17 protein-coding genes and 2 pseudogenes are annotated in these 22,531 nt (G+C 61.1%); 10 read left to right on the top strand and 9 right to left on the bottom strand.

Annotation, left to right across the window (positions count from 1 at the left end):
• Positions 1-76 precede the first annotated feature (76 nt).
• The gene (locus KVG91_RS23685; protein ID WP_169375359.1) at positions 77-304 is read left to right on the top strand and encodes a hypothetical protein; all 228 of its coding nucleotides are present in this window, start codon (positions 77-79) and stop codon (positions 302-304) included.
• A 21-nt stretch (positions 305-325) separates the two neighbouring features.
• On the opposite strand, the gene KVG91_RS23680 is transcribed toward KVG91_RS23685, so the two are convergent.
• Positions 326-556 carry a hypothetical protein gene (locus tag KVG91_RS23680; protein WP_169375358.1) on the bottom strand — a complete coding sequence of 77 codons (231 nt, stop codon included), beginning with the start codon at positions 554-556 and terminating at the stop codon, positions 326-328.
• A gap of 198 nt (positions 557-754) precedes the next feature.
• Here KVG91_RS23680 and KVG91_RS23675 point away from each other — a divergent pair, with 198 nt between their 5' ends.
• Entirely contained in the window at positions 755-1,015 is a 261-nt protein-coding gene (locus KVG91_RS23675; RefSeq protein WP_169375357.1) for a metallothionein, read from the top strand.
• A gap of 366 nt (positions 1,016-1,381) precedes the next feature.
• A complete protein-coding gene (locus KVG91_RS23670) occupies positions 1,382-2,251 on the top strand; it encodes an isocitrate lyase/PEP mutase family protein (RefSeq protein ID WP_169375356.1) in 870 nt (289 codons plus the stop codon).
• Positions 2,252-2,324: 73 nt separating this feature from the next.
• On the opposite strand, the pseudogene KVG91_RS28150 reads toward KVG91_RS23670, so the two are convergent.
• A pseudogene (locus KVG91_RS28150) lies at positions 2,325-2,801 on the bottom strand (methyl-accepting chemotaxis protein); the annotation flags it as partial.
• Between the two features lie 111 nt (positions 2,802-2,912).
• Positions 2,913-3,680, bottom strand: a pseudogene (locus KVG91_RS28145) (PAS domain-containing protein); the annotation flags it as partial.
• Between the two features lie 178 nt (positions 3,681-3,858).
• Here KVG91_RS28145 and KVG91_RS23660 point away from each other — a divergent pair.
• Both KVG91_RS23660 and KVG91_RS23655 read left to right on the top strand, forming a co-directional pair.
• The gene (locus tag KVG91_RS23660) at positions 3,859-4,239 is read left to right on the top strand and encodes a RidA family protein (protein ID WP_034105287.1); all 381 of its coding nucleotides are present in this window, start codon (positions 3,859-3,861) and stop codon (positions 4,237-4,239) included.
• 70 nt (positions 4,240-4,309) lie between these two features.
• Positions 4,310-6,289 carry a peptidase U32 family protein gene (locus KVG91_RS23655; protein ID WP_169375354.1) on the top strand — a complete coding sequence of 660 codons (1,980 nt, stop codon included), beginning with the start codon at positions 4,310-4,312 and terminating at the stop codon, positions 6,287-6,289.
• On the opposite strand, the gene KVG91_RS23650 is transcribed toward KVG91_RS23655, so the two are convergent.
• Positions 6,267-7,172 (bottom strand): DMT family transporter, encoded by a 906-nt coding sequence (locus KVG91_RS23650; RefSeq protein ID WP_169375353.1) that lies wholly within the window; start codon positions 7,170-7,172, stop codon positions 6,267-6,269. The two genes, KVG91_RS23655 and KVG91_RS23650, sit on opposite strands and share 23 nt — an antisense overlap.
• Before the next feature lie 109 nt (positions 7,173-7,281).
• Here KVG91_RS23650 and KVG91_RS23645 point away from each other — a divergent pair, with 109 nt between their 5' ends.
• Positions 7,282-7,731: an Lrp/AsnC family transcriptional regulator gene (locus KVG91_RS23645; protein ID WP_169375352.1), complete on the top strand. Its 450-nt coding sequence runs from the start codon at positions 7,282-7,284 to the stop codon at positions 7,729-7,731.
• A gap of 124 nt (positions 7,732-7,855) precedes the next feature.
• Here the strand turns inward: KVG91_RS23645 and xylB are convergent, their stop codons facing one another.
• Genes xylB through KVG91_RS23620 form a run of 5 tightly spaced genes read right to left on the bottom strand, consistent with a single transcriptional unit; the run spans position 7,856 to position 13,820 of the window.
• Positions 7,856-9,316, bottom strand: coding sequence for a xylulokinase (gene xylB, locus KVG91_RS23640; protein ID WP_169375351.1), 1,461 nt, complete (start codon positions 9,314-9,316; stop codon positions 7,856-7,858).
• Between the two features lie 17 nt (positions 9,317-9,333).
• Complete coding sequence (locus KVG91_RS23635; protein WP_169375350.1) at positions 9,334-10,326, bottom strand: LacI family DNA-binding transcriptional regulator; 993 nt, start codon at positions 10,324-10,326, stop codon at positions 9,334-9,336.
• A 24-nt stretch (positions 10,327-10,350) separates the two neighbouring features.
• Positions 10,351-11,283, bottom strand: a complete 933-nt coding sequence (locus KVG91_RS23630; RefSeq protein WP_169375349.1) for an ABC transporter substrate-binding protein — start codon at positions 11,281-11,283, stop codon at positions 10,351-10,353.
• Positions 11,284-11,317: 34 nt separating this feature from the next.
• On the bottom strand, positions 11,318-12,295 hold the full coding sequence (locus KVG91_RS23625) for an ABC transporter permease subunit (protein WP_169375348.1): 978 nt from the start codon (positions 12,293-12,295) through the stop codon (positions 11,318-11,320).
• On the bottom strand, positions 12,288-13,820 hold the full coding sequence (locus KVG91_RS23620; protein ID WP_169375347.1) for a sugar ABC transporter ATP-binding protein: 1,533 nt from the start codon (positions 13,818-13,820) through the stop codon (positions 12,288-12,290). Before KVG91_RS23620 ends, KVG91_RS23625 begins: the two co-directional genes overlap by 8 nt.
• 281 nt (positions 13,821-14,101) lie before the next feature.
• Here KVG91_RS23620 and KVG91_RS23615 point away from each other — a divergent pair, with 281 nt between their 5' ends.
• The 4 genes from KVG91_RS23615 to KVG91_RS23600 all read left to right on the top strand — a co-directional run bounded on the left by KVG91_RS23615 (position 14,102) and on the right by KVG91_RS23600 (position 22,479).
• A complete protein-coding gene (locus KVG91_RS23615) occupies positions 14,102-15,442 on the top strand; it encodes a sensor histidine kinase (RefSeq protein WP_169375346.1) in 1,341 nt (446 codons plus the stop codon).
• A complete protein-coding gene (locus tag KVG91_RS23610; RefSeq protein WP_169375345.1) occupies positions 15,427-15,807 on the top strand; it encodes a response regulator in 381 nt (126 codons plus the stop codon). The genes KVG91_RS23615 and KVG91_RS23610 overlap by 16 nt, the downstream gene beginning before the upstream one ends.
• Before the next feature lie 9 nt (positions 15,808-15,816).
• Positions 15,817-17,037, top strand: coding sequence for a GGDEF/EAL domain-containing response regulator (locus KVG91_RS23605; RefSeq protein WP_169375344.1), 1,221 nt, complete (start codon positions 15,817-15,819; stop codon positions 17,035-17,037).
• Positions 17,038-17,469: 432 nt separating this feature from the next.
• Positions 17,470-22,479, top strand: coding sequence for a glycosyltransferase family 32 protein (locus KVG91_RS23600; protein ID WP_225927047.1), 5,010 nt, complete (start codon positions 17,470-17,472; stop codon positions 22,477-22,479).
• The last annotated feature ends 52 nt before the right edge of the window (positions 22,480-22,531 follow it).

Below are 22,531 nucleotides of genomic sequence, written 5' to 3'. Positions count from 1 at the left end.
GCCATTTTTTCTGAATCCTCCTGCGCTCCGCCGCTCAAACAAATACCCCATCGGTAATTGCCTTGAGGAAACCTCCATGTTCGAAAAACCGCACTACCTCGTCAGCTTCATCGTCGATAACCAACCACAAAGCCGAACGCTCGAGCACGATGCACACGACCTTGACCCGCAGTTGGCGCAGACTCTGCTCAAGCAGCGCTTCCCTGAACTCAAGGATGCGTCGTTGAGCGACGTTCAGGTGCAAAAGCGCACCAAACCCGTTGACCAAGGCCATGACGTTCCCGGCCACTACAAACAGCCATAAATGGCTTTAGCGCTGACCGTTTCAGTCGATCGGGCCAATATTGATCGTACGGTCAGCGCCCAATCCCTCGACCTTGGCCAGGACATCGCTGGGCGTGCCTGCGGAAAAATGCACCACGTAGCCCATGCCGCTGCCATCTTCCTCGACCGAGGTGACCCACAACTCGACCTCGTCGGCGGCCAAGCCGATGGCGTGGCCGATCTGGCGATTGCGCTGGCCGGCATCGTTGTCGTCCAATGGGTAGTTATTCATCGGTAAACCTCCTCATTCATGGATTGACGCTGTTACCTCCATGGACGCCCTGGGCCGTGGACGGTTCGTTTTTTCTGCCGGTCGGTAGCCGACTGCACCGCTCATCACTCAAACCGTGTTTTTTTAAAACCTTGCAGATTTTTCAGGGTTCAAAAACAGGTGTGTCGACCCTTACATCACTGAATTTGCGGAGGATTCATGAACCACGCCACCACCGATTTGCCTTGCGCGTGCCCCGACTGCAGTTGCCACGTCACCGAGGACACGCGCTATCAGCGCGACGGCAAAGCCTATTGCAGCCAGGCATGTGCCGACCTGCACCCGGCCGGGCAACCGTGCCCCTCGGACAATTGCCATTGCGAGCGCGGCGTTGCACTGGAGGAACGCAGCATCAGCGATTCGAAACTCGATGAGGCCGTGGAAGAAACCTTCCCGGCGAGCGACCCGATTTCGCCTTGACCTGGCATCACACATAAATAATGGGGGAGCTGCCTTGCCTGCGATAGCCATAAGTATCTACACAACTTTCAGAGGCTGGCGAGCTCCCCCTGTGGCTAGCGGGCTTGCCCCGCGTTGGGCTGCGCAGCAGCCCCAGTAAGCAGAATGCGGTGTATCAGATACTCCGTAGAGGCTGGTTTGGGGCTGCTTCGCAGCCCAACGCGGGGCAAGCCCGCTCGCTACAGGTTATGCGTAGGCTGAAGATTCATGCGTCAGCGTTTGCTCGTGCTGAAACGTCATCATCCCGTGTTCGTCTGCATGGTAATCTCGCACCACCATGAATAGACATTGATCGTCATGTGACGATGACCAGAACCAGGAAAGAACATGCCAAAGATTTCTCACTCAGCCCTGCGCCGCCAGTTCCGTGAATTGCTCGCCACCCCTACCTGCGTAGAAACGGCCTCCGTCTTCGACCCGATGTCCGCGCGTATCGCCGCCGACTTGGGTTTCGAAGTGGGTATCCTCGGTGGCTCCGTTGCTTCGTTGCAGGTCCTGGCGGCGCCGGATTTTGCGCTGATCACCCTGAGTGAGTTCGTAGAACAGGCCACCCGTATCGGGCGTGTGGCCCAGTTGCCGTTCATTGCCGATGCCGACCATGGCTACGGTAACGCGCTGAACGTGATGCGTACCGTCGAAGAACTCGAGCGCGCCGGCGTGGCCGCGTTGACCATTGAAGACACGCTGCTGCCTGCGCAGTTCGGGCGTAAGTCCACCGACCTTATCTCGATTGAAGAAGGCATCGGCAAGGTCCGCGCGGCGCTGGAAGCGCGGGTTGATCCGCAACTGTCGATCATCGCCCGCACCAACGCCGGTGTGTTGCCGACCGAAGCGGTCATCGAGCGCACCCTGGCCTATCAGAAAGCCGGCGCCGACGGGATCTGCATGGTCGGCGTGGCTGATTTCGAGCATCTGGAAAAAATCGCCGAGAACCTGACGGTGCCGCTGATGCTGGTGACCTACGGCAATCCAAAGCTGCATGACGCCCAACGCCTCGCCAGCCTCGGCGTGCGCGTGGTAGTTGCCGGTCACGCAGCCTATTTTGCCGCGATCAAGGCGACCTATGACAGCCTGCGTGCCCAGCGCCAGCTGACCCACAGCACCTCAAACCTCAGTGCCACCGAGCTGACGCACACGTACACCTTGCCGGAAAGCTACGTGGCGTGGGCTGAAGAGTTCATGGATGTAAAGGAGTAATTTTCCCGCCGAAACGAGGGGGCCGGCCCCCCTCCTCCACAAACGGCGTGATCCGTCGGCCGACTCAACCGCTTCAGCCCACCCAACCGACCGCCGTTTTAGGAATGACTTCGGACTCGTCCAGCTTCGAGGCAAACATGCTCACGGCCTCCACCGCATCACTGGTGCTGGTGCGAATCTGCAGGATCACCGAACCCGCTTGATCGGCCAGGCTCACGCCGCGTTGCGCGCCTTCCTGGGTGGCATTCATGCTGGTCACCGCGTCGCGGGTTTCCGACAGGATCATGCCGATCATCTCGGCAATTTCCGCCGTGGAGCGGCTGGTGCGCCCGGCCAGTTGCCGGACTTCATCGGCCACCACCGCGAAACCGCGCCCCTGATCGCCGGCGCGCGCCGCCTCGATGGCCGCGTTGAGCGCCAGCAGGTTGGTCTGGTCGGCGATGCCACGGATGGTGTTGACGATGGCAGTGATCTGCTCGGAACGATCACCCAGTTGCCCCACCAAGCGTGCCGAGGCGCCGATGTTGTCCGCGATGCGGCGCATTTCACTCGCGGTTTCCTGGATGACCTGGGTGCCGTGTTCGGCGAAACGCTCGGTTTCCGAGGAAATGTGGTAGGCCCGTGAGGCGCCGCGCGAATCTTCCTCGAACTTCTCCACGCGCTCGGTGATGTCGCTGGCGAACTTGACGATCTTGATCAGCTTGCCTTCGCCGTCGTAGACCGGGTTGTAACTGGCCTCCAACCACACCACCCGCCCATGCTTGCCGATGCGCTTGAATTGCCCGGTGAAGAATTCACCATTGTTCAACCGTCGCCAGAAATCCGTGTATTCATGGCTGTTGATCAAGGTTGGTTCGCAAAACAGGCGGTGGTGTTTGCCTTTGATCTCCGCCAGCGTATAGCCCAGTACATTCAGGAAGTTCTGGTTGGCATCCAGCACCTGGCCGCTCAGGTCGAACTCGATGGCAGCCATTGCGCGGTCCAACGCCGTGAGTTTACTGCGGGTCGCCGCCTCCTGTTCGACCTTGGCGGTGACGTCCAGGGCGTACTTGACCACTTTCAGCACCTGGCCACGGTCATCCAGCACTGGGTTGTAACTGGCTTCCAGCCAGAGGGTCCTGCCGCTGGCGTCCACGCGCTTGAAGGTGCCGGAGACGAATTTACCGGCTTTCAAATCACTCCAGAACTGATTGTAGGCCGGGCTGCCGGTCAGCGCCGGCGGGCAAAAATCACGGTGGGATTTGCCGGCCAGTTGAGCGGCGCTGTAGCCCAGGGTCTTGAGAAAATTGTCATTGGCGCGCAGGACCTTGCCGTTGAGGTCGAATTCGACCACGGCCATGGAGCGTTCCAGTGCTGCGATCAATCCTTTGTAATCGGTGACTTCGGCCGTCCTGGCCGCCAGTTCTATTTTTAATGTTGTGTTGAACATGACGTACCCTCAGCCGTGCGAATAACCGTTCTCTAGTCGGGCTATCGGCGCCGGAATACGGGACTTAACGCGATTCGAATGATTATTTTATGGCGTCAAAAAAACGCTGAGCAATTTGCTCCTGGGGCTGTTTTCGGGGACCATGGGCGCCCTCTGTTTTTGCCACCGCGAGGCGCCCATGGCCAACCACGACCTGCACTACACTCCTGACCCCGATGCCGATTCGATTTCCTCCGATGTGATCGGCTTCAACGGCATCCTGGTGTCCACCCAGATCCCGACCCGCGCCGACGGCAGCCTGGAACTGGGTGACATCACCCAGCAGAGCGAATGCACCCTGCAGGCACTGAAAGTCGCCCTGGAAAAGGCCGGCAGCTCCATGGACCGGGTGATGCACCTGACCATTTATCTGACGGATATGGCTGATCGCGCCGCCTTCAACGAGGTCTACAAACGCTTTTTCGCCAAGCCCTGGCCCGTGCGCGCGGCGGTTGGCGTGGCAGCGCTGGCGGTAGAAGGCATGCGCGTGGAAGTGACCGCGATGGCCGCTCAGGCCTGAGTTGATGCCGGTCAGGCATTTCACAGCTACAATGCGCACCTCAACCGTGACAAGCCTGACTAAAAAAACTATGTCCTTGCCCAAGCATCACCTGGAATTGCTCAGCCCTGCCCGCGATGTCGCCATTGCGCGCGAGGCTATCCTGCATGGCGCCGATGCCATCTACATCGGCGGCCCGAGCTTCGGCGCGCGCCATAATGCCTGCAACGAAGTGAGCGAGATCGCGTCCCTGGTGGAATTCGCCCGTCGCTATCACGCGCGCGTTTTCACCACGATCAATACCATCTTGCATGACAACGAACTGGAACCCGCGCGCAAGCTGATCCATCAGCTCTACGACGCCGGCGTCGACGCGTTGATCGTGCAGGACCTGGGCGTGATGGAGCTGGACATTCCGCCCATCGAGCTGCACGCCAGCACCCAGACCGACATTCGCACCCTCGGCCGCGCCAAGTTTCTCGACCAGGCGGGCTTCTCGCAGCTGGTATTGGCCCGTGAGCTGAACCTGCAAGAGATCCGCGCCATCGCCGATGAGACCGATGCCGCGGTCGAGTTCTTCATCCACGGCGCCCTGTGCGTGGCGTTCTCGGGCCAGTGCAATATCTCGCACGCGCAAAACGGCCGCAGCGCCAACCGTGGCGACTGCTCCCAGGCCTGCCGACTGCCGTATACCTTGAAAGATGACCAGGGCCGCGTCGTGGCCTTTGAAAAGCACCTGCTGTCGATGAAAGACAACAACCAGAGCGCCAACCTGCGCGCCCTGGTCGAAGCCGGCGTGCGCTCGTTCAAGATCGAAGGCCGCTACAAGGACATGGGCTACGTGAAGAACATCACCGCCTACTACCGCCAGCGCCTCGACGAGATCCTTGAAGACCGCCCGGACCTGGCCCGCGCCTCCAGCGGCAGCACCGCGCACTTCTTCCTGCCCGACCCGGAAAAAACCTTCCACCGCGGCAGCACCGACTATTTCGTCAGCGACCGCAAGATCGACATCGGCGCCTTTGACACCCCGACCTTCACCGGGCTGCCGGTGGGTGTGGTGGAAAAAGTCGGCAAGCGTGACCTGCAGGTGGTCACCCATGAGCCGCTGTCCAACGGCGACGGCCTGAACGTGCTGGTCAAGCGTGAAGTGGTGGGTTTTCGCGCCAACATCGCCGAGCCCAAGGGTGAGTTTGACGAAGACGGCGAGAAGCGCTACCGCTACCGCGTCGAGCCCAACGAAATGCCGGCCGGCCTGCAGCAAGTGCGCCCCAACCATCCGCTGAACCGCAACCTGGACCACAACTGGCAGCAGGCCTTGCAGAAGACCTCCGCCGAACGTCGTATCGGCCTGGCCTGGGTCGCGCGTCTGCGCGAAGACCGGCTTGAAGTCACCGCCTCCAGCGAAGAAGGCATCAGCGCCAGCGCCACCCTGCCCGGCCCGTTTGGCGTGGCCAATAAGCCGGAACAGGCGCTGGATACCCTGCGCGACCTGCTCGGTCAACTGGGCACCACCGAATACCACGCGACCGACATCGCGCTGGATGCGCCGCAGGCGTTCTTCATCCCCAATTCGCAGCTCAAGGCATTGCGCCGCGAAGTGATCGAAGCGCTGACCGCCGCCCGTGTGGCCGCCCACCCGCGCGGCGGCCGCAAAGCCGAGACCTCGCCACCGCCGGTGTACCCGGACGCGCATTTGTCGTTCCTGGCCAACGTCTATAACCAGAAGGCTCGCGACTTCTACCACCGTCACGGCGTAAAGCTGATCGACGCTGCCTTCGAAGCCCACGAAGAAACCGGCGAAGTGCCGGTGATGATCACCAAGCACTGCCTGCGCTTTTCGTTCAACCTGTGCCCTAAACAGGCCAAGGGCGTCACGGGCGTGAAAACCAAGGTCGCGCCGATGCAGTTGATCCATGGCGATGAAGTGCTGTCCCTGAAGTTCGACTGCAAGCCGTGCGAGATGCACGTGGTGGGCAAGATCAAGGGGCATATCCTTGGGTTGCCGCAGCCGGGCAGTGCCGTGGAGCATTTCAACCCGGAAAATATCATCTTTCAGGGAACGCACTGACGCTGTGGGAGCGGGGCCATTTCCAGCCCCGCTGCAACCCTGCCGCCGCCAGCAGAATCGCCGCTACGCCCAGCCATTGCAGCCAGCCCAGGCGATGCCCGAACGCAATCCAATCCACCAGGATCGCCGCAATCGGATAGATAAACGACAGCGCGCCGGTGATCGCCGTCGGCAGTTTCTGGATCGCCCCGTACAACAATACGTACATCAATCCGGTATGCACCACGCCGAGGGTCGCCAATGCCGCCCAGGCATTACCGGGCGCCGGCAGGCTGTCCCAGGGCACCAGCGGCGCCAGTAGCAACGCACCGGTGATCACCTGAATCAACGCCATCAAATGCGGCGGCACCTGTTTCAAGCGCTTGATGATCAACGCCGCCACGGCGTACAAAAACGCTGCCCCCAACGCCAGCGCGATACCCGCCAGATAATTCCCTCCCCCCGTTTGCTGTTCGCCATGGGCGCTGACGATCGCCAGCATGCCGAGAAACGCCACGCCCAGCCACGCGAGTTTCTGCAGGGTGATTTTTTCGTTGAGAAACACCGCCGCCAGCATCACCAACATGAACGGTTGCACGTTGTACACCGCCGTACTGATGGCGATTGACGCGTGGGAATAGGATTCAAACAACAGCAACCAGTTGCCGACAATCGCCACGCCACTGAGCATGGCCAGGCCGAGCCTGGCCCAACTGAGCAGATCCCCGCGCAGATAACCCAGCCAGGCGCATACCAGCAGTAAGGTCAGGCCGCCGATGACGCAGCGCCAGAACACCACCTCGATCACCGACACGCCGGACACCAGCACAAACCAGCCGATAGTGCCCGAAATCAGCATGGCGGCGACCATTTCCCACGAACCGCGACGGATGGATGTATCCATGTTTGAGGCTCCTCAAGTGAGGCTCAAGTATGGCAATCTGCTGGGCAGCGGCTCCAGCGACTAAAAAAGGCAAAAACCCTTAATCACCTTTACTTATTAGGTTTAAACCATGATCGACACCATCGACCAGCAACTGATCGCCGCCTTGATGGACGACTCGCGCCTGTCGCTCAAGGCCCTGGCGGGTATCACCGGGCTGTCCTCCCCCAGCGTCGGCGAACGCCTGCGGCGTCTTGAGGAGCGCGGCGTGCTGACCCACTACACCGTCGACATCGACCCCAGGCATTTCGGCTACCTGCTGCAAGCCATCGTGCGCATCCGCCCCCTGCCCGGCAAACTGCAGGAGGTTGAACGCCAGATCCAGGCGATCCCCGAATTCACCGAATGCGACAAAGTCACGGGTGAGGACTGCTTCATCGCGCGCCTGCATGTGCGCACCATGGATCATCTGGACAGCCTGCTGGACCGCATCAACGCGTACGCCGAGACCAATACCGCCATCGTCAAGAAAACCCCGGTGAAACGGCGCTTGCCACCGTTGGCGGATGAGCAACGTTAGATGAGCGCAGCAGTTCAACTGTGGGAGCTGGCTTGCCTGCGACTGCGATCTGCCAGTGGATACTTGTATTGCTGACCCACCGCTATCGCAGGCAAGCCAGCTCCCACAGTTAGACCTGTTGTGCCTATGCGTGCAGCGTCTTGGCCGCTACCAGTAACCCTCGGAACTTGCGATAACGCGCTTGCAGCACTGACTGTTGAGCTACATCCGGCAAATACCGCGCCTTCACCGGCATCCCCTCCTGTAACAACCCATCCCCTTGCCCGATCGCCAAAAACCCCAGCTTCGCCGCGCCAATGCATGCGCTCAACTCACTGCCTTGCAGCGTAAAAATCTCCCGCTGCAGGATATTGGCCAACAACTGCGCCCAATACGCGCTGCGTGCTCCGCCGCCCACCAGTGCACAAGCACTGACGTCGGCGCCGGCCGACTGCACCGCATGCAAGGCATCCAGCAAACCAAAACCCACCCCTTCCATCACCGCATACCCAAGCATCGCCGGGGTGCAGTCATGACCCAGGTTCATGAAACCGCCGCGCAGCAACGGGTCGTTATGGGGGGTGCGCTCACCGGCGAGGTACGGCAAGAACAACGGTGTTTCCAAGGGCACTGGCAGCGCGATCGGCAACTGCGCTTGCACTTGGTTCAGCAGCGTCTGCTCGTCCGGCTGGCTGGTCAGCCGCGTGACCCAGCGCAGGCAACTGGCGCCAGCCAGCATGGCGCCCATGGTGTACCAGCGGTTGGGCAATGCGTGGCAAAAGCTGTGCACGGCGCTGGCCGGATTGCCGGCGGCGTGATCGGTAATGGCGACGATGGCCGCGCTGGTGCCCAACGTTATGAAGCCGTCGCCGGCCTTGATCGCACCGATCCCGACGGCTGCTACCGGGTTATCGCCACCGCCGCCCGCGATCACCACGTCCGTCGACAGCCCCAGGTCGGACGCAGTCACACAAGCACTCGCGGTTCCGCCTTCCACCAACCGGGGCATCTGCTCCGGCGTGAGGCCGGTGGCGCGCAGCATCGGGCCAAACCACTCACGGCGCGCCACGTCCAGCCACAACGTACCCGCGGCATCGGACATGTCGCTGATACGCTCGCCACTCAGGCGCAGGCGCAGGTAATCCTTGGGTGACAACACGCAGTCAATCGCCTGGAACACCTCGGGCTCATGGGCCTGCAGCCACAGCAGTTTCGGCGCCGTCAGCCCCGCCATGGGCAGGCTGCCGGTGACCCCGGAAAATTCGGCGCCCAGTTGCTCGGCCTCGACGACAGCGCGCGAGTCGTCCCACAGGATCGCCGGGTACAACACGCGGTTGTCGGCGCCCAACAGCACCGCACCGTGCATCTGCCCGGACAGCCCGATACAGGCCACACGGGCGAACGCCACATGCCCGCGCAGTTGCGCAAGCGCCTGCACGCACGCCTGCCACCAGTCTTCCGGCGCCTGCTCGGACCAGCCGCTGTGGCGCCGCGACACACTCAAGCGCACGCCAGTGCGAGCCAGCACCCGGCCGTCAAGGTCCATGAGGATAGCCTTGAGTTCCGAGGTGCCGAGGTCGATGCCGAGGGAAACAGGAGTGTTCATACGCACTTTTCCAAAAATCAATGACAGCCACAGGAATGACGCAGTTGCAGGCTCGGTGCCAGGCGCACGCTTTGGGGCGCAGCCGTGGGGCAAGCCATGCGTTGCAACAACAGGCCGACAGCACGCGCGCCGAGCGCCTTGACCGGTTGGGCGATCAGGGTCAGGCGCGGCTCGAAAAAGTCCGCCCAGTCGAAATCGTCAAAACCGACCAGTGCCACCTGCCCCGGTACGGCGATGTGAGCGTCACGCAAGGCATGCATGGCGCCTAGCGTCATCAAGTTGTTGCCGGCCATGATCGCAGTGGGCGGCGCGGCCAAACCCAGCAACTGCACCGTGGCCTCGCGCGCCGGCTCAGTGTTGGAACCGCCATTGACCAGCAAATGCGGATCAAACGCCAGCCCCGCCGCCTGCAACGCGGCGCGATACCCGGCCACTCGCTCATCCGTGGTACTGAACCCCTCGCGTCCGGCGATAAAGCCGATCCGGCGGTGGCCATGGGCGATCAGGTGTTCAACCAGCGCCTGGGTGGGCTGTGTGTTTTCCACCCCGACCTGGTCAAACGCCTCGCTCATCATGCGGTCCACCAGCACCGCTGGAATCTCGTTGGCCCGCAGGTATTCCAAGGCCTTGGAGCCATTCGAGGGCGCCAGCACAATCCCGTCGACCCGCCGATGATGCAGCGCCGTGACCACCCGCAGCTCCTGCTCCGGGTCGTCATGGGTGTCGACAAACAACATCATGTAGCCGTGCTTGGCGCACTCGGTTTCGATCGCGTGCACGGTTTCGCTGAAGTAATGGTTGGACAGCGCCGAGATCGCCACGCCAATCGTGCTGGTGCTCGACCGCGCCAGCGAGCGCGCCAGGGTGTTGGGGATGTAGCCCAACGCATGGATCGCCTGCTGCACCGCCTGCACCGTCGCCGGGCTGACCTTGCGGGTGCCGTTCAACACATGGGACACCGTCGACGTCGACACCCCCGCCCTGCTTGCGACGTCATCCATGGTCACCACGGCGCGGCTCCTCTTATCGCGTGATCAACGTTTACTCGACCAGCCGCTGTACGTGCCGACGTTGTCGCGGGTGATCAGTTTTGGCGTGAGCAGGGTCACCGCTTCGGCCGGCGCCTTGTCGTTGAGAATGTCATTGCCGACATTCACGGCGGTCTGCGCCATGGCCCAAGGGTCCTGGCTGGCGGAGGCCTGGATCTGCGTGTCGGTCTTGAGCGCATTCTCGATGTCCGGCGCGCCGTCCACCGACGTGATGATGATACCGCTGCGCTTGAGCTGCTTGGCCGCCAGGTCGCTACCGATGGCTTGCGGGTCGTTGATCGCGAACAGGCCGTCGATTTTCGGGAAGCGCGTAAGGTAACCCTGCATTGCATTCAAGCCGCCTTCACGCGAGCCCTTGGCGTCCTGGTCATCGGACAGCACCTTGATGTCCGGCGCCGCGGCCAATGCCGACTTGCAGCCCTTGACGCGGTCGGTCACGGCGGTGACCTGCGGGCCGTTCTGGATAATCACATTGCCCTTGCCCGACAGCTTATCGACCAGGTACTGGCAGGCCAGCTTGCCGGCTTCGACGTTGTCGGTCTGCACCGTGGCGTTCACGCCCTTGGCGTCCACATCCACCGCAACCACCACAATGCCGGCGTCACGGGCTTTCTTGATCGCCGACGCCATGGCGGACGGGTCGACCGCGTTGATCAGGATCAGGTCGACCTTGGACGAGATGAAGTTGTCGATCTGCGAGAATTGCTTGCTCAAGTCATAGTCGGCCGATACCGAGGTGACCTTGACGCTGGGGTTCAACGCTTTGGCCCGGGCCGTGGCGCCGTCGGCCAGGGTCACGAAATACGGGTTGCCCAGCGAGCCCATGCTGATACCGAGGGCCTTGAGCTCGCGCGCCTCGACGGCCTGGGACATCAAGGCAGCCAGGGCCATAACGGGAAAAATGCGTTTGACGTTCATGCGGGTCTCTCTTGTGATTGTTATTGGAGTGAAATCAGGTCCGCGCACCGGACTGGCGATAGCGATCCAGCGCCACCGCGCCAATGATCACGATGCCCTTGATGATGTATTGCCAGATATCCGATACCCCCAGCAGCACCAGGCCATTGGTCAGCACCGCGATGATCAGCGCACCGATCAGCGTGCCGCCGATGGTGCCGACGCCGCCGGTAAAGCTGGTGCCGCCAAGGATCACGGCGGCAATTGCATCCAGTTCATAGGATTGCCCCAGTTGCAGGCCGTTGGCGGCGAACAGGCGCGAAGCGCTCATCACCGCGCCCAGCCCGGCCAACGCGCCGGACATGGCGTAGACGAACAGCAGCACCTTCCACACCTTGATCCCCGACAACCGCGCCGCTTCCGGGTTGCCGCCCACCGAATAGATCTGCACGCCCATCACCGTGCGGCGCAGGATGAACCACGACAGCGCAACCACCGCCACGGCGATCACCACCAGCCATGGCACGCCGAGGATCGAGTCATTGCCGATAAAGGCGAACGGCAGCTCGGGGTTGAATACGGTCTTGTCGTCCGCCAGCAGGCGCGCCAGACCGCGCATGGCCGTCAGCGCACCGAGCGTGACGATAAACGGCGGCAAGCGCATGAACGCAATCAAGCCTCCGTTGACCAGCCCCAGCAACAGCCCGAAGCCGATACCGGCGGCAATCCCGAACATGCCGAACTGCGGCGACATCGAGGCCTGCAACGCGACCACCGCCGACGCGGCAAGGATCGCCCCCACCGACAGGTCGATGCCCGCCGTGAGGATCACAAAGGTCATCCCCGCCGCCAGCACCACGTTCACCGACGCCTGCTGGGTGATGATCGACAGGTTCTGCATCGTCAGGAAATTCTCGCTGGCCAGGGCGAAGCCCACCACCAGCAGGATCAGCACCGGCAGCATGCCGACCGTGCGCATCAATTCGCGCGCGCGCTCTGCCTTACCGATTGTTGCTACATTCAACTCAGCCATGGGCAACCACCTGATCGCCACCGGTGGCGAGGTCAATAATGCGTTCCTGGGAAATAGCGTGGCCTGACGCGCCGCCGACTTCTGCGACCAGCTGGCCTTCGCGCATGATCAGCACGCGGTCGCAGGTGCCGATGATTTCCGGCAACTCGCTGGAGATCACCACAATGCCGACACCGGCCTGGGCCAATTGATTGATGATGCGGTAGATCTCGGACTTGGAACCGATGTCCACGCCGCGCGTGGGCTCGTCGAGGATCAGCACATGGGGCTTGACCTCCAGCAGCCGGGCCAACAACACCTTCTGCTGGTTGCCACCGGACAGTGCGCCGACATTGACCTTGCCCGACGCCACGCGGATCGACAGTGACTTGATCGCAGCATTGGCGCGTTGCGCCGCGTGACCGCGATCCAGCACACCGCCGGCATGCGCATCGGGCACACAGGCGCAGACATTGATGTTGTCCGCCACGCTCATGTCCAGGAACAGGCCCTGGGCCTTGCGGTCTTCGGTGAGGTACACGACGCCTGCGCGAATCGCATCCGCCGGGGTGCGCAGTTGGGTGACGGTCTTGCCGACCACCTCCAGGGTGCCCGAGGTGCGCGGGTCGGCGGCGAAGATCAGCCGCGCCAGCTCGGTGCGCCCTGCCCCGACCAGGCCGGCAATGCCCAGCACTTCGCCGGCGTGCAGGTCGAAACTGCAGTTGCGCACGCGCTTGCCATCGGCCATGTCGCGCACGCGCATCACCACGTTGCCCGGGTTATACGCGGCGTGTTCCTTCTTGTAGAAACCCGACAGGTCGCGACCCACCATCATCTTGACCAGCACTTCGGCCGACAGCGCATCGCGGGTCAGTTCGCCGATGTACTGGCCGTCGCGCAGCACCGAGACACGGTCCGCCAGCTCGTAGATCTCGGCCATGCGGTGGCTGATATAGATGATCGCCAGCCCTTGACTGCGCAGCTGCTTGATCAGCGCGAACAAGCGGTCGGTCTCGCGGGATGACAACGGCGTGGTCGGCTCGTCCATCACCAGGACCTTGGCGTGGGCATGCAGGGCGCGGGCGATTTCCACCAGTTGGCGCTCGGCGATCGACAGGCTGCTGACCCGCGTCGCCGGGGTGAACTGCGCGCCAAGGCGTTGCAGCACTTCGATGCACCCCGCTTCCATGCCTTTGCGGTCGATGGTCCAGCCGCGCCGCAGTTCACGGCCCAGGTAGATATTCTCGGCCACGCTCAGGTTGGGGCACAGGCTCAGTTCCTGGTAGATCACGGCGATGCCGAGGGCTTTGGCGGTGGCAGGGTCGAAAGTGGCGACAGGTTCGCCGGCAATGCGGATGTCACCGCCGGAGTCGGCTTGGTAGGCGCCGGAAAGGATTTTCATCAGGGTAGATTTGCCGGCGCCGTTCTCTCCCATCAAGGCGTGGATCTCGCCGGGGTAGACCTTCAGACCGACATTCTTGAGCACGCGCAAACCGTTGAAGGTTTTGCTGATGCCCTGCATCTCAAGCAAGGGTTCAAGGCTCATGAATGAGCTCCTGGCATTATTATTTTTGTGGTCAGTGGGCCGACTCTAGTCCAGATACATTTGCTTACGCAAGCGCTTGCCTCTGGTTTTTTCCGCTAGAAGAAACGATTCATCAGGCCAGTTTGTTGATTAAACACAGAAAGCATCGAATTTACCGTTTGTCTGCTATTGTCCACTGACCTCATCTCCTCCTCGTTGCCGCCAGGTGATCTTCTGTGAGCATGCTCTGCGCCATCGCCAGTTGACGATGGCGGGTCTGAACCTCATGGAAGGACGAAGCGATGGACACACCGCTACCCGAACAGCCGCAATCGCGCGCGGAAAAAATCGTCGAATTCAAGCGCCAGAAAACCCTGCTCAAGACCGGCGCCCTGCAAGACGCGATCTTCAACAGCGCCTACTTTTCCAGCATCGCCACCGACGAAAAAGGCGTGATCCAGATCTTCAACGTCGGCGCCGAACGCATGCTGGGTTATGCCGCCGCCGATGTGGTCAACCGCATCACCCCCGCGGACATCTCCGACCCCATCGAACTGGTCACCCGCGCCGCCGCCCTCAGCCAGGAGCTGGACACGCCGATCACGCCGGGCTTCGAAGCGCTGGTGTTCAAGGCCTCGCGGGGGATCGAAGACATCTATGAGCTGACCTATATCCGCAAGGACGGCAGTCGCCTCTCGGCCATGGTCTCGGTGACGGCCCTGCGCAACCGCCACGACACCATCATCGGTTACCTGCTGATCGGCACCGACAACACCGCGCGCAAGCAGGAAGAAGCCGAACGCAAAGGGTTCGAGCGCGCCCTGGAAGAAAAGAACCTGGAGCTGGAGCATGCCAGCCACATGAAGTCCGAGTTCCTCGCCACCATGTCCCACGAACTGCGCACGCCGCTGAACGCGGTGATCGGCTTTTCCGAGGCGCTCAAGGACGGGTTGGTCGGCGAGATGAGCGAGACCCAGCGTGAATACATCGGCGACATCTTCACCAGCGGCCAGCACCTGCTGTCGCTGATCAACGACATCCTCGACCTGTCCAAGGTCGAGGCAGGGATGATGGAACTGGAGCTGGAAAGCGTCGAGCTGGCGGGCCTGTTGGCCAACAGCCTGCTGATCGTGCGCGAAAAGGCCGCGTTGCAACGCATCCAGTTGAAGCTGCACTGCCCTGAAGACTTGGGCTACCTGGAACTTGACCTGCGCAAGACCAAGCAGATCATCTACAACCTGTTGGCCAACGCCGTCAAGTTCAGCGAGCACGGCAGCTCGGTGACGTTGACGGTGCGCCAGGTGGCGCGCGAGCAGGTCGGGCAGATTCCCGGTGAATGGCCGGTGTACAACTTTGCCTTGCCCGAGAGCGTGCACCAGCAGTTCCTGGAACTGAGCGTCAGCGACACCGGCATAGGCATCGCCGAAGACGACATGGGCAAGCTGTTCAAGGCGTTCAGCCAGATCGACAGCAGCCTGGCGCGCAAATTCGAAGGCACGGGCCTGGGGCTGGCGATGGTCAAGCAACTGACCGATTTGCATGGCGGCAGCGTCGCCGTGGCCAGCCGCGAAGGCTGCGGCGCGCGGTTTGTCGCATGGTTGCCGCTGCACCGTACCCCGGAGGCCCCATGGCCGAGATCCTGATCGTTGAAGACAATGAGGCCAACATGCGCCTGGCGCGTTTGTTGCTGGTCAATGCCGGGCATACGGTGTTGTGGGCAGCCGATGCCGAGACCGGCCTGACCCTGGCCCGCGCAGAGCAACCGGCCTTGATCCTCATGGATATCCAGCTGCCCGGCATGGATGGCCTGGCCGCCACCGCACTGCTCAAGCAGGACCCGCTGACCGCGCACATCCCGGTCATTGCCCTGACGGCCATGGCGATGAAAGAAGACCGTGAAAAGACCCGGTTGGCCGGGTGCGACGCCTACATCATCAAACCGCTTCGTTACAAAGAGCTGTACCAGGTGATCGACACCTTGCTGCAGCCCGACAGACCCCTCACGTGAGTCCGCTCCATGGCCAGCCAACCCGCAACGTTGTTGATCGTTGATGATGACCCCCAGGTGCGCAAGCTCCTGGAAGCGCTGCTGCAACACGAAGGCTACCTGACCCTGAGCGCCGGCAGCGGTGAAGAAGCCCTGCAAAGCGTGGCGAAACAGGCGCCGGACCTGATCCTGCTGGACGTAATGATGTCGGGCATGGACGGCTACGAAGTGGCCAGCCGACTCAAAGGCGATGAAGCCACCGCGGGCATACCGATCATCATGCTGTCGGCGCTCAGTGAAACCAGCGCACGCGTGAGCGGGCTGGAAACCGGCGCCGAGGAGTTCATCAGCAAGCCGGTGGAACGGGTCGAGCTATGGCTGCGCGTGCGTAACCTGCTGCGGCTCAAGGCGCGCGGCGATCTGGCCGCCAACACGCCTGACCTGACGCCACGGCAAACCGGTATGAACGTGCACGACCTGGCTCGCCAGGACCTGGAGAACGCGCTGCGCCAAGCCGTCGAGCGCAGTGAATTCAGCGTGCATTACCAACCCAAAGTCGAGGTTGCCAGTGGCCGGATCTGCGCCCTGGAAGCACTGCTGCGCTGGGAGCGGCCCAATTATGGCGCGGTGTCCCCGGCCATGTTTGTGCCGATACTGGAAAGCCTGGGCTTGATCGTGCCCGTTGGGCGTTGGGTCATCGACACCGTCTGCCAGCAGATTGCCGAATGGCAAAGCGGTGACATTGGCCCTGTGGAAGTGTCGGTCAACGTCTCCGGCCATCAGCTGATCGAAGGCGACCTGATTGCCGATATCGCCCGCATCCTCGCGCAAACAGGCGTGGCGCCCGACTTGCTGGAGGTCGAGTTGACCGAAGGCTCGCTGATGGAAAACACCCAGCACACCATCGCCAGCCTGCAGCGCCTGCACGCCATGGGCGTGAAGATCTCCATTGACGACTTCGGCACCGGCTATTCGAGCCTGGCGTACCTGCGCCGGTTTCCCATCGATACGTTGAAAATCGATATCGCGTTTATCCGCGAAGTCACCACCAACCCGCAGGATGCGGCGATCACCCGCACCATCATCGAACTGGCCCACAGCCTCAAGCTGCGAGTGGTGGCCGAAGGCGTGGAAACCCAGGCGCAGTTGGCGTTCCTGAAAGAGGCCGGCTGCGATCAGATTCAGGGCTACCTGTTCAGCCGGCCGTTGCCGGTGGACACCTTGAAGCGTTTGTTGCTGGAGCGTCTGTAAACCCTGTGGGAGATCGGGCGCTGGCTTGTGTACGAGCTGGCTTGCCTGCGATGCGCATGGGTATCTGCACAACTTTCAGAGGTTGATTTCATCCCCTGTGGGAGCTGTCGAGCCCCGGCGAGGCTGCGAAAGCGGTGGGTCAGGCGAAGAAAATGCCAGCAGTGCCGCCGCCTTCGCAGCCTCGCCGGGGCGAGGCAGCTCCCACATTTACTTTTGTTCAAACTCAGCGCCCCCTCTGGCCCGCCACCGGATCAATCCTGATTTGCGGTATTGCCGACGGCTGCCGCTGTAACAGTGGCGCTGGATAGATACAGCAACAAACAAGCAGTTCGCGATTGGAATCACCGTGGACGGTGGTGACACAGATGTGAATCGGCAGGCAGTCAATGCCTCGGCGATTAACCTGTCAATCACATCACGAGCCACTCCACGATGATCAGTTCAAGCCGTGTAAACACCCCCCCTGAAATGCCCGTCGATTTACCTCAGACGGGCCCTGCAAGGCTGCGGCGCGAGGCTGACGAGCCTGCCGGCATCGACACTTATGAACCCGATACCCGCACGGAAGGCGACAGCGAACTGGCGGCGCTTTATCGCAACGCGCTGGCCAAGACCATTGGGCACCCAGGGCAAGGATCCAACCTCAAACTCTATCCCATCCCGGCCAACTCGACCTTCGGGCAGTGGTGGCGGCAATTGGGTCAGGCGTTCAGGTCCCCTGACCTCCAGCAGTGGATGCAAGACAGGGACATAAAACCAGACTCGATAAAAATCAATCCGGCATCGGGCCAGATTTCTTTCACGCTTAAAACAGGCCCCGGACAAGAGGTGCATACGTTGGGGCTCGACGACCCAGGCTGGGCAGCGGTCAGCGGTCCGCTCTTGAATGCTGGTCGAGTCGTCGTATCGGGAGACATCGACACTACGGTTTCTCCGCCGTTATCAGCCACTGCCGACAGTGCACCCTTCAACCTGGTGCAGCGCTTTTATAAAGAGCCCGTGCTCTTGTCCCCCGATGCCATCAAGCAACGCGTGGCCGAACTGCAACGGGACTACGCCTTTACCGAACTGAAGCCGCAATTGTTTTCGAACCTGCTCAGTAGCCGCAGCGAGGAACGGCTTGAGGAACAGCAGGCGCAGTTGGCCGATATCCACAACCGTCACCGGGCTGCTCTCGATTTGCGGAACCTGGCCGGTTTTATCAGGGAAGGTTCCCGGGAGTTGTCGGAAATAACCCGCGAGTTGGACACCCGTGTGGTGTATGTCGACAGCGCAGGGACTTACACACCTGCGAACGCCGGCAACCACAATAGCGTGAGTCTGAGGCAATTCATCCAGGATCATGGCTGGAGCATTCCCACCTCACTTGATCAACTGGACAACTTGGTCAATGCGTTGCTGACCCCCTCTCCCAAGGCGCCCGCCAACGGCAACTATGGCGGTGCGCGCGCATGGCCCGAACCCTTGGATGCGGTGAGTGAACAACAACTGAGAACCGCTATCCTGCAGGGCAGAATCGGTGATATCGACCTGCGCCCCTCCAAGAGCCTATTGGCGTATTTGTTGGACGGCAGACAGGTGCTCCCTGCGCAAACCGCTGATCCAAGGCGTCTGATCGACAGTTTGATCGAGTCGCCCAAGGGGCAGGCATTGGGCAAGGCCATTCAGGCTCAATTCGAAGCGCGCTCGGTCAAAGGCAGCGTCAATGACTGGCTGCTGGCAGCTTTGACCCTGGACCTTTCCATCCCCGCGCAGGGCTCGCCGGCAGCGGCGCAAACTCATATAGCGGGTTACACGCTGTTATCCGCGCAAAACGCGGGCAAGACCGCTGCAACGGTTGTCAGCGAGTTAACCACCCACTTGGCACAGGCAGACGAGCGTTTCTCTCCTGAACAGGCAGCCATTCAAGCCAGACTGCTGCTTTGCAGCCGAGCACCGGAGTTCCTAGTCAAGGACATGCCGCAGGACCTGCGCCTGGGCACCCACAGTTGGGTCAGCTTCGCCACCGCGGTTGCCCGTATCGAAGCGCTCGCTCCGGGCGCGACGGCGACGATGAGCTACGCCCAAGTCATGGTTCAGGCCAGCATCGCCCCCATATCTGAAGAAGAGAAGCACACGGAGTTTGTCGCCCAGAGCGCAGCCCTCAAGGACTGGGCCGTTGCCAACGGAATGCCGTATCCGGCAACCGACGCCGCGATGACGCGCGTGCGCAACCTGTTTTCAGCGCAGATCAGCGAGCTCCAGAAGGCCTCGCACGCCTCCATGGCAGAGATGCCGACCGCCAAGGGCATGGCGCTGGAGCAGTTGAAAAAGGCCATGCCGGACCTGGATCCAAAGCTCTTCGAAGAAAAATGCATCAGCGTCGTTCCTGCCAACCGATATTTTCCGGGGCCCTACTCGATACTCGATTTGTACATCGATGGCCGGGGCGTCCCGGCAGCACCGAGTTCCGGGGATAACTGGGGGCAAACCGGTAGAGACGTTCTGCGAGCCGTCACGTTGGGCGGCGCCGATTTGCCCCCTGACGGCAGGCCGGGTGCCTGGGTCTCTTCATCGGCTGCAGTCGACATCAATGCCGTCTTGGCAAAACTCAAACAACTGCCGCCTCTGTCCGAGGCGTTCGATGCGGCATTCTCGGCTTATTCCGGTGCGGTCAAGACGGCCACCACCGCGCACATAAAACACATGGTATCGAAACTGCCATTGGTGGACCGTCAGCATTTCGAGTACGGAAAAATCACCGTCGCCAAGGAAGTCCATTACGAATGGGGCGGTATAACCGTCAGTGAACGCAACAAATCGACTGAAGGTTGCGTACAGATCAAGATCGAACGCGATGGCCAAATCTACAACTACCAACTGGACCGCCTACAGGGGAAAATCACCCAGCGCCCCGACTTGGGCGACTTCAAGACAGGTGAGCCCTATTACAAAGGGTCCCGGCCTTTCAACGAATTCAAGGTGATCACCCCGCAAGGCCAGTACCCCGCCACGGTTGCGGACGAGTCCAAGGGGTCAGCCGGTGTGCCCGACAGCTTCGGCAGCGCGAGAACCGCCTACCTGGCAGACGCCATCCTCCGGGATATGGATATGACTGGGCTGAAAAGCGCGGCCAGGGGGCAAACCACCTTTGATACTGAAGTGCCTACCCATGAAAAAGCCGCAGCGTTCGCCCTGAACCTCATTCCGTTCAGGTCGGCTGTCGTCAATTTTCAAAACGGCAAAATTGCCCAGGGCTTGGGTGATCTTTCATGGGATGTGTTCGGTTTTCTGGTCGGTTTCGGTAGCGCGCTCAAAGGCGCGAAAGCCGCGGCAACCGGCGCTGCGGCACTCGCCAGGCTCGGGCATAACCTCAAGATTGTCGGACGCGCGGCCTTGGGTGCGCTCAATCCGGTTGGCGGGCTGGATGACTTGGCGCGCGGCGTGGTGAATGGCTCGGCACGCGTGCTTGGGGCGGGGTATAAGGGCCTGCGGCAGTTGCGGGCATACCGTAGCGTCAACCTGCTTGAATTGGCTAAAAAGCCGGACATCGCCGAAGGCACTTATAAGGCCCTCAATCGCACGGTTGAAAGCAAAGCCCTGGCCCAATTCGATGAGTCCGCGGGCAAATGGTACGCCTATGATCCCCGCACCCGGCAAGCCTACGGCAAACCGCTGGAAAATTTCGTTGTTGAGGCCCCAGGCGCCAGTCGCTCAGACAGCTTGCAAGCGGTTGGCAGCGCTGACGCAGTGACGGCCGCCAGCCAGCAACACGGCCTGGCAGCCAATGGGAAGTTCAAGGTCGGGCAAGAGACGGTAGAAGGCACCGCCGTCATGTTTCAAGGCAATTGGCACCGGTACGATGCGATCAAGAAACACCCCGTGGGTCCCCCTCTGAAAGATTTCACCCCTAGTCGAGTAGCGGCCGGCGGCAAGGTGAGGCCCATCGACACGCAACTGCTGGGTTATGAAGCCAAGTACGTCGGCGCGAACGAGTTATCGAGCCAGGGCCTGCAAGCCAATGTTTATGTGGGCCGTAGCCAGAAGGAATATGTGAAGATCGACGGGGTGCTGTATGAGTCCCGGCTTAATAACGGTCAACGCGTTATCCGACACCCCAAGGGCACAGGGCCCGATATTCCGGTCAGGGACCTGGGCGCTTCGGGATGGGAGCCCACTACCCGATCCGCGCGCTTGCTGGGTGGCACAAGCGAACCCATCTCGCGCTGGAAGCTGGGGGACAGCACCTATGTCGTCCCCATGGATGACATCAAGGTCGTGGATAGCTCAACGCCGCCCTTCAAGCTCAACTACAAGGGCACGGACCATAACGTCATCTTCGACAGTGCGGCGGGCGCCTGGAAAGACGCCGACGCGCTCAATCACCAGTACTTCTGGCGCACCGGCAAAGGCAAATGGCAACGCGGGTCATTCAACGAGTTCTTGAAAGCGAAAAAGCCAGATGCGCATCGTTATGCATTTGTGGATGTGCCGGGATTGACAATCCCGAAGGATGTAAAGCCGATACCCCAAAACATTCACTACTTTTGGGCGGGCCAGGACATCCCCCCCAAGTTGATCGACACCATGGCCAAGAACGCCGCCCAGGCCCCCGGGTATAAATCCATCCTGCACGTGGATGCCGACAGCCCCGCCATTTTCCAGCAGATAAAGCAGAAACTTGAGAGCAAGGCCCCGGGTCTGGAAGTGCGCAACCTGCAGGAAGATGACGTCTTCAAGCAGTTGAAAAGCGAAGAGATGTACGATTACTTTCGGCAAGGGCAAGGAAAAAACCTGGCCGCCGCCTCGGACGTCGCGCGGTACCCGATCATCAACAAATACGGGGGGTTCTATCTGGATACGGATGATGTCATCCAGGCCAAGGTCGGGGCGGATGCGGTGAATGCCGGCGCGAGTGATGTACTGCTCAACAGGCCGGTCGCCCATAGTCTCACCGACTACACCGTGTTCTATAACACCAGCAATTTCGGCACGCAGGCGAATAACCCGGTCATTACTGACATGATCGCCGAGATGAAAAAGCGCTTCGCGGCCAACAAGGCCTACTTCCAGGCTAACCGCCCTACGGTGAGCAAGGGCCCCGGCGGTCAAGTGCAATACACACCCGAGTTCACGGCCTACGAACGCAAGATTTTTGAAACGGTCGGCCCGACATTGTTCAACGACAATCTTAAGCTGAAGCGACCTGACATGTACGACCTGGGCTTAGATGGCATCACCAGGGAGAACAAAGTGGTCGAACAAAAACTCCAATCCCACGGGCCAATAGTCCAGTTTGAAGATTCTGTGCGCCAGTCCTATAAGCGAAGCGGTATCTCTCCCCCCGACACACTACACATGCAGGTGAGAAAACAGCTGGGAAAGCTGAAGGAACATTACTTTCCGCTTCAGCATAAATTCAACGTACAGGTTGGCGCCGAGCACTCCTGGATCGATTCCTGATCCCTGCACCCGGCCGTGCTCGTCAGACGGGCACGGGCCGGGAGCGTTCTGA

The sequence above is a fragment of the Pseudomonas azadiae genome (genome assembly GCF_019145355.1).
Lineage (GTDB): Bacteria > Pseudomonadota > Gammaproteobacteria > Pseudomonadales > Pseudomonadaceae > Aquipseudomonas > Aquipseudomonas azadiae.
This window is presented reverse-complemented; position numbering and strand designations above follow the sequence as displayed.

Bases quoted from the DNA above. Each gene is read 5' to 3' on its own strand.
- KVG91_RS23685 (WP_169375359.1), top strand. From the start codon at position 77: ATGTTCGAAAAACCGCACTACCTCGTCAGCTTCATCGTCGATAACCAA.
- KVG91_RS23680 (WP_169375358.1), bottom strand. From the start codon at position 556: ATGAATAACTACCCATTGGACGACAACGATGCCGGCCAGCGCAATCGC.
- KVG91_RS23675 (WP_169375357.1), top strand. From the start codon at position 755: ATGAACCACGCCACCACCGATTTGCCTTGCGCGTGCCCCGACTGCAGT.
- KVG91_RS23670 (WP_169375356.1), top strand. From the start codon at position 1,382: ATGCCAAAGATTTCTCACTCAGCCCTGCGCCGCCAGTTCCGTGAATTG.
- KVG91_RS23660 (WP_034105287.1), top strand. From the start codon at position 3,859: ATGGCCAACCACGACCTGCACTACACTCCTGACCCCGATGCCGATTCG.
- KVG91_RS23655 (WP_169375354.1), top strand. From the start codon at position 4,310: ATGTCCTTGCCCAAGCATCACCTGGAATTGCTCAGCCCTGCCCGCGAT.
- KVG91_RS23650 (WP_169375353.1), bottom strand. From the start codon at position 7,172: ATGGATACATCCATCCGTCGCGGTTCGTGGGAAATGGTCGCCGCCATG.
- KVG91_RS23645 (WP_169375352.1), top strand. From the start codon at position 7,282: ATGATCGACACCATCGACCAGCAACTGATCGCCGCCTTGATGGACGAC.
- xylB (WP_169375351.1), bottom strand. From the start codon at position 9,316: ATGAACACTCCTGTTTCCCTCGGCATCGACCTCGGCACCTCGGAACTC.
- KVG91_RS23630 (WP_169375349.1), bottom strand. From the start codon at position 11,283: ATGAACGTCAAACGCATTTTTCCCGTTATGGCCCTGGCTGCCTTGATG.
- KVG91_RS23625 (WP_169375348.1), bottom strand. From the start codon at position 12,295: ATGGCTGAGTTGAATGTAGCAACAATCGGTAAGGCAGAGCGCGCGCGC.
- KVG91_RS23620 (WP_169375347.1), bottom strand. From the start codon at position 13,820: ATGAGCCTTGAACCCTTGCTTGAGATGCAGGGCATCAGCAAAACCTTC.
- KVG91_RS23615 (WP_169375346.1), top strand. From the start codon at position 14,102: ATGGACACACCGCTACCCGAACAGCCGCAATCGCGCGCGGAAAAAATC.
- KVG91_RS23610 (WP_169375345.1), top strand. From the start codon at position 15,427: ATGGCCGAGATCCTGATCGTTGAAGACAATGAGGCCAACATGCGCCTG.
- KVG91_RS23605 (WP_169375344.1), top strand. From the start codon at position 15,817: ATGGCCAGCCAACCCGCAACGTTGTTGATCGTTGATGATGACCCCCAG.
- KVG91_RS23600 (WP_225927047.1), top strand. From the start codon at position 17,470: ATGATCAGTTCAAGCCGTGTAAACACCCCCCCTGAAATGCCCGTCGAT.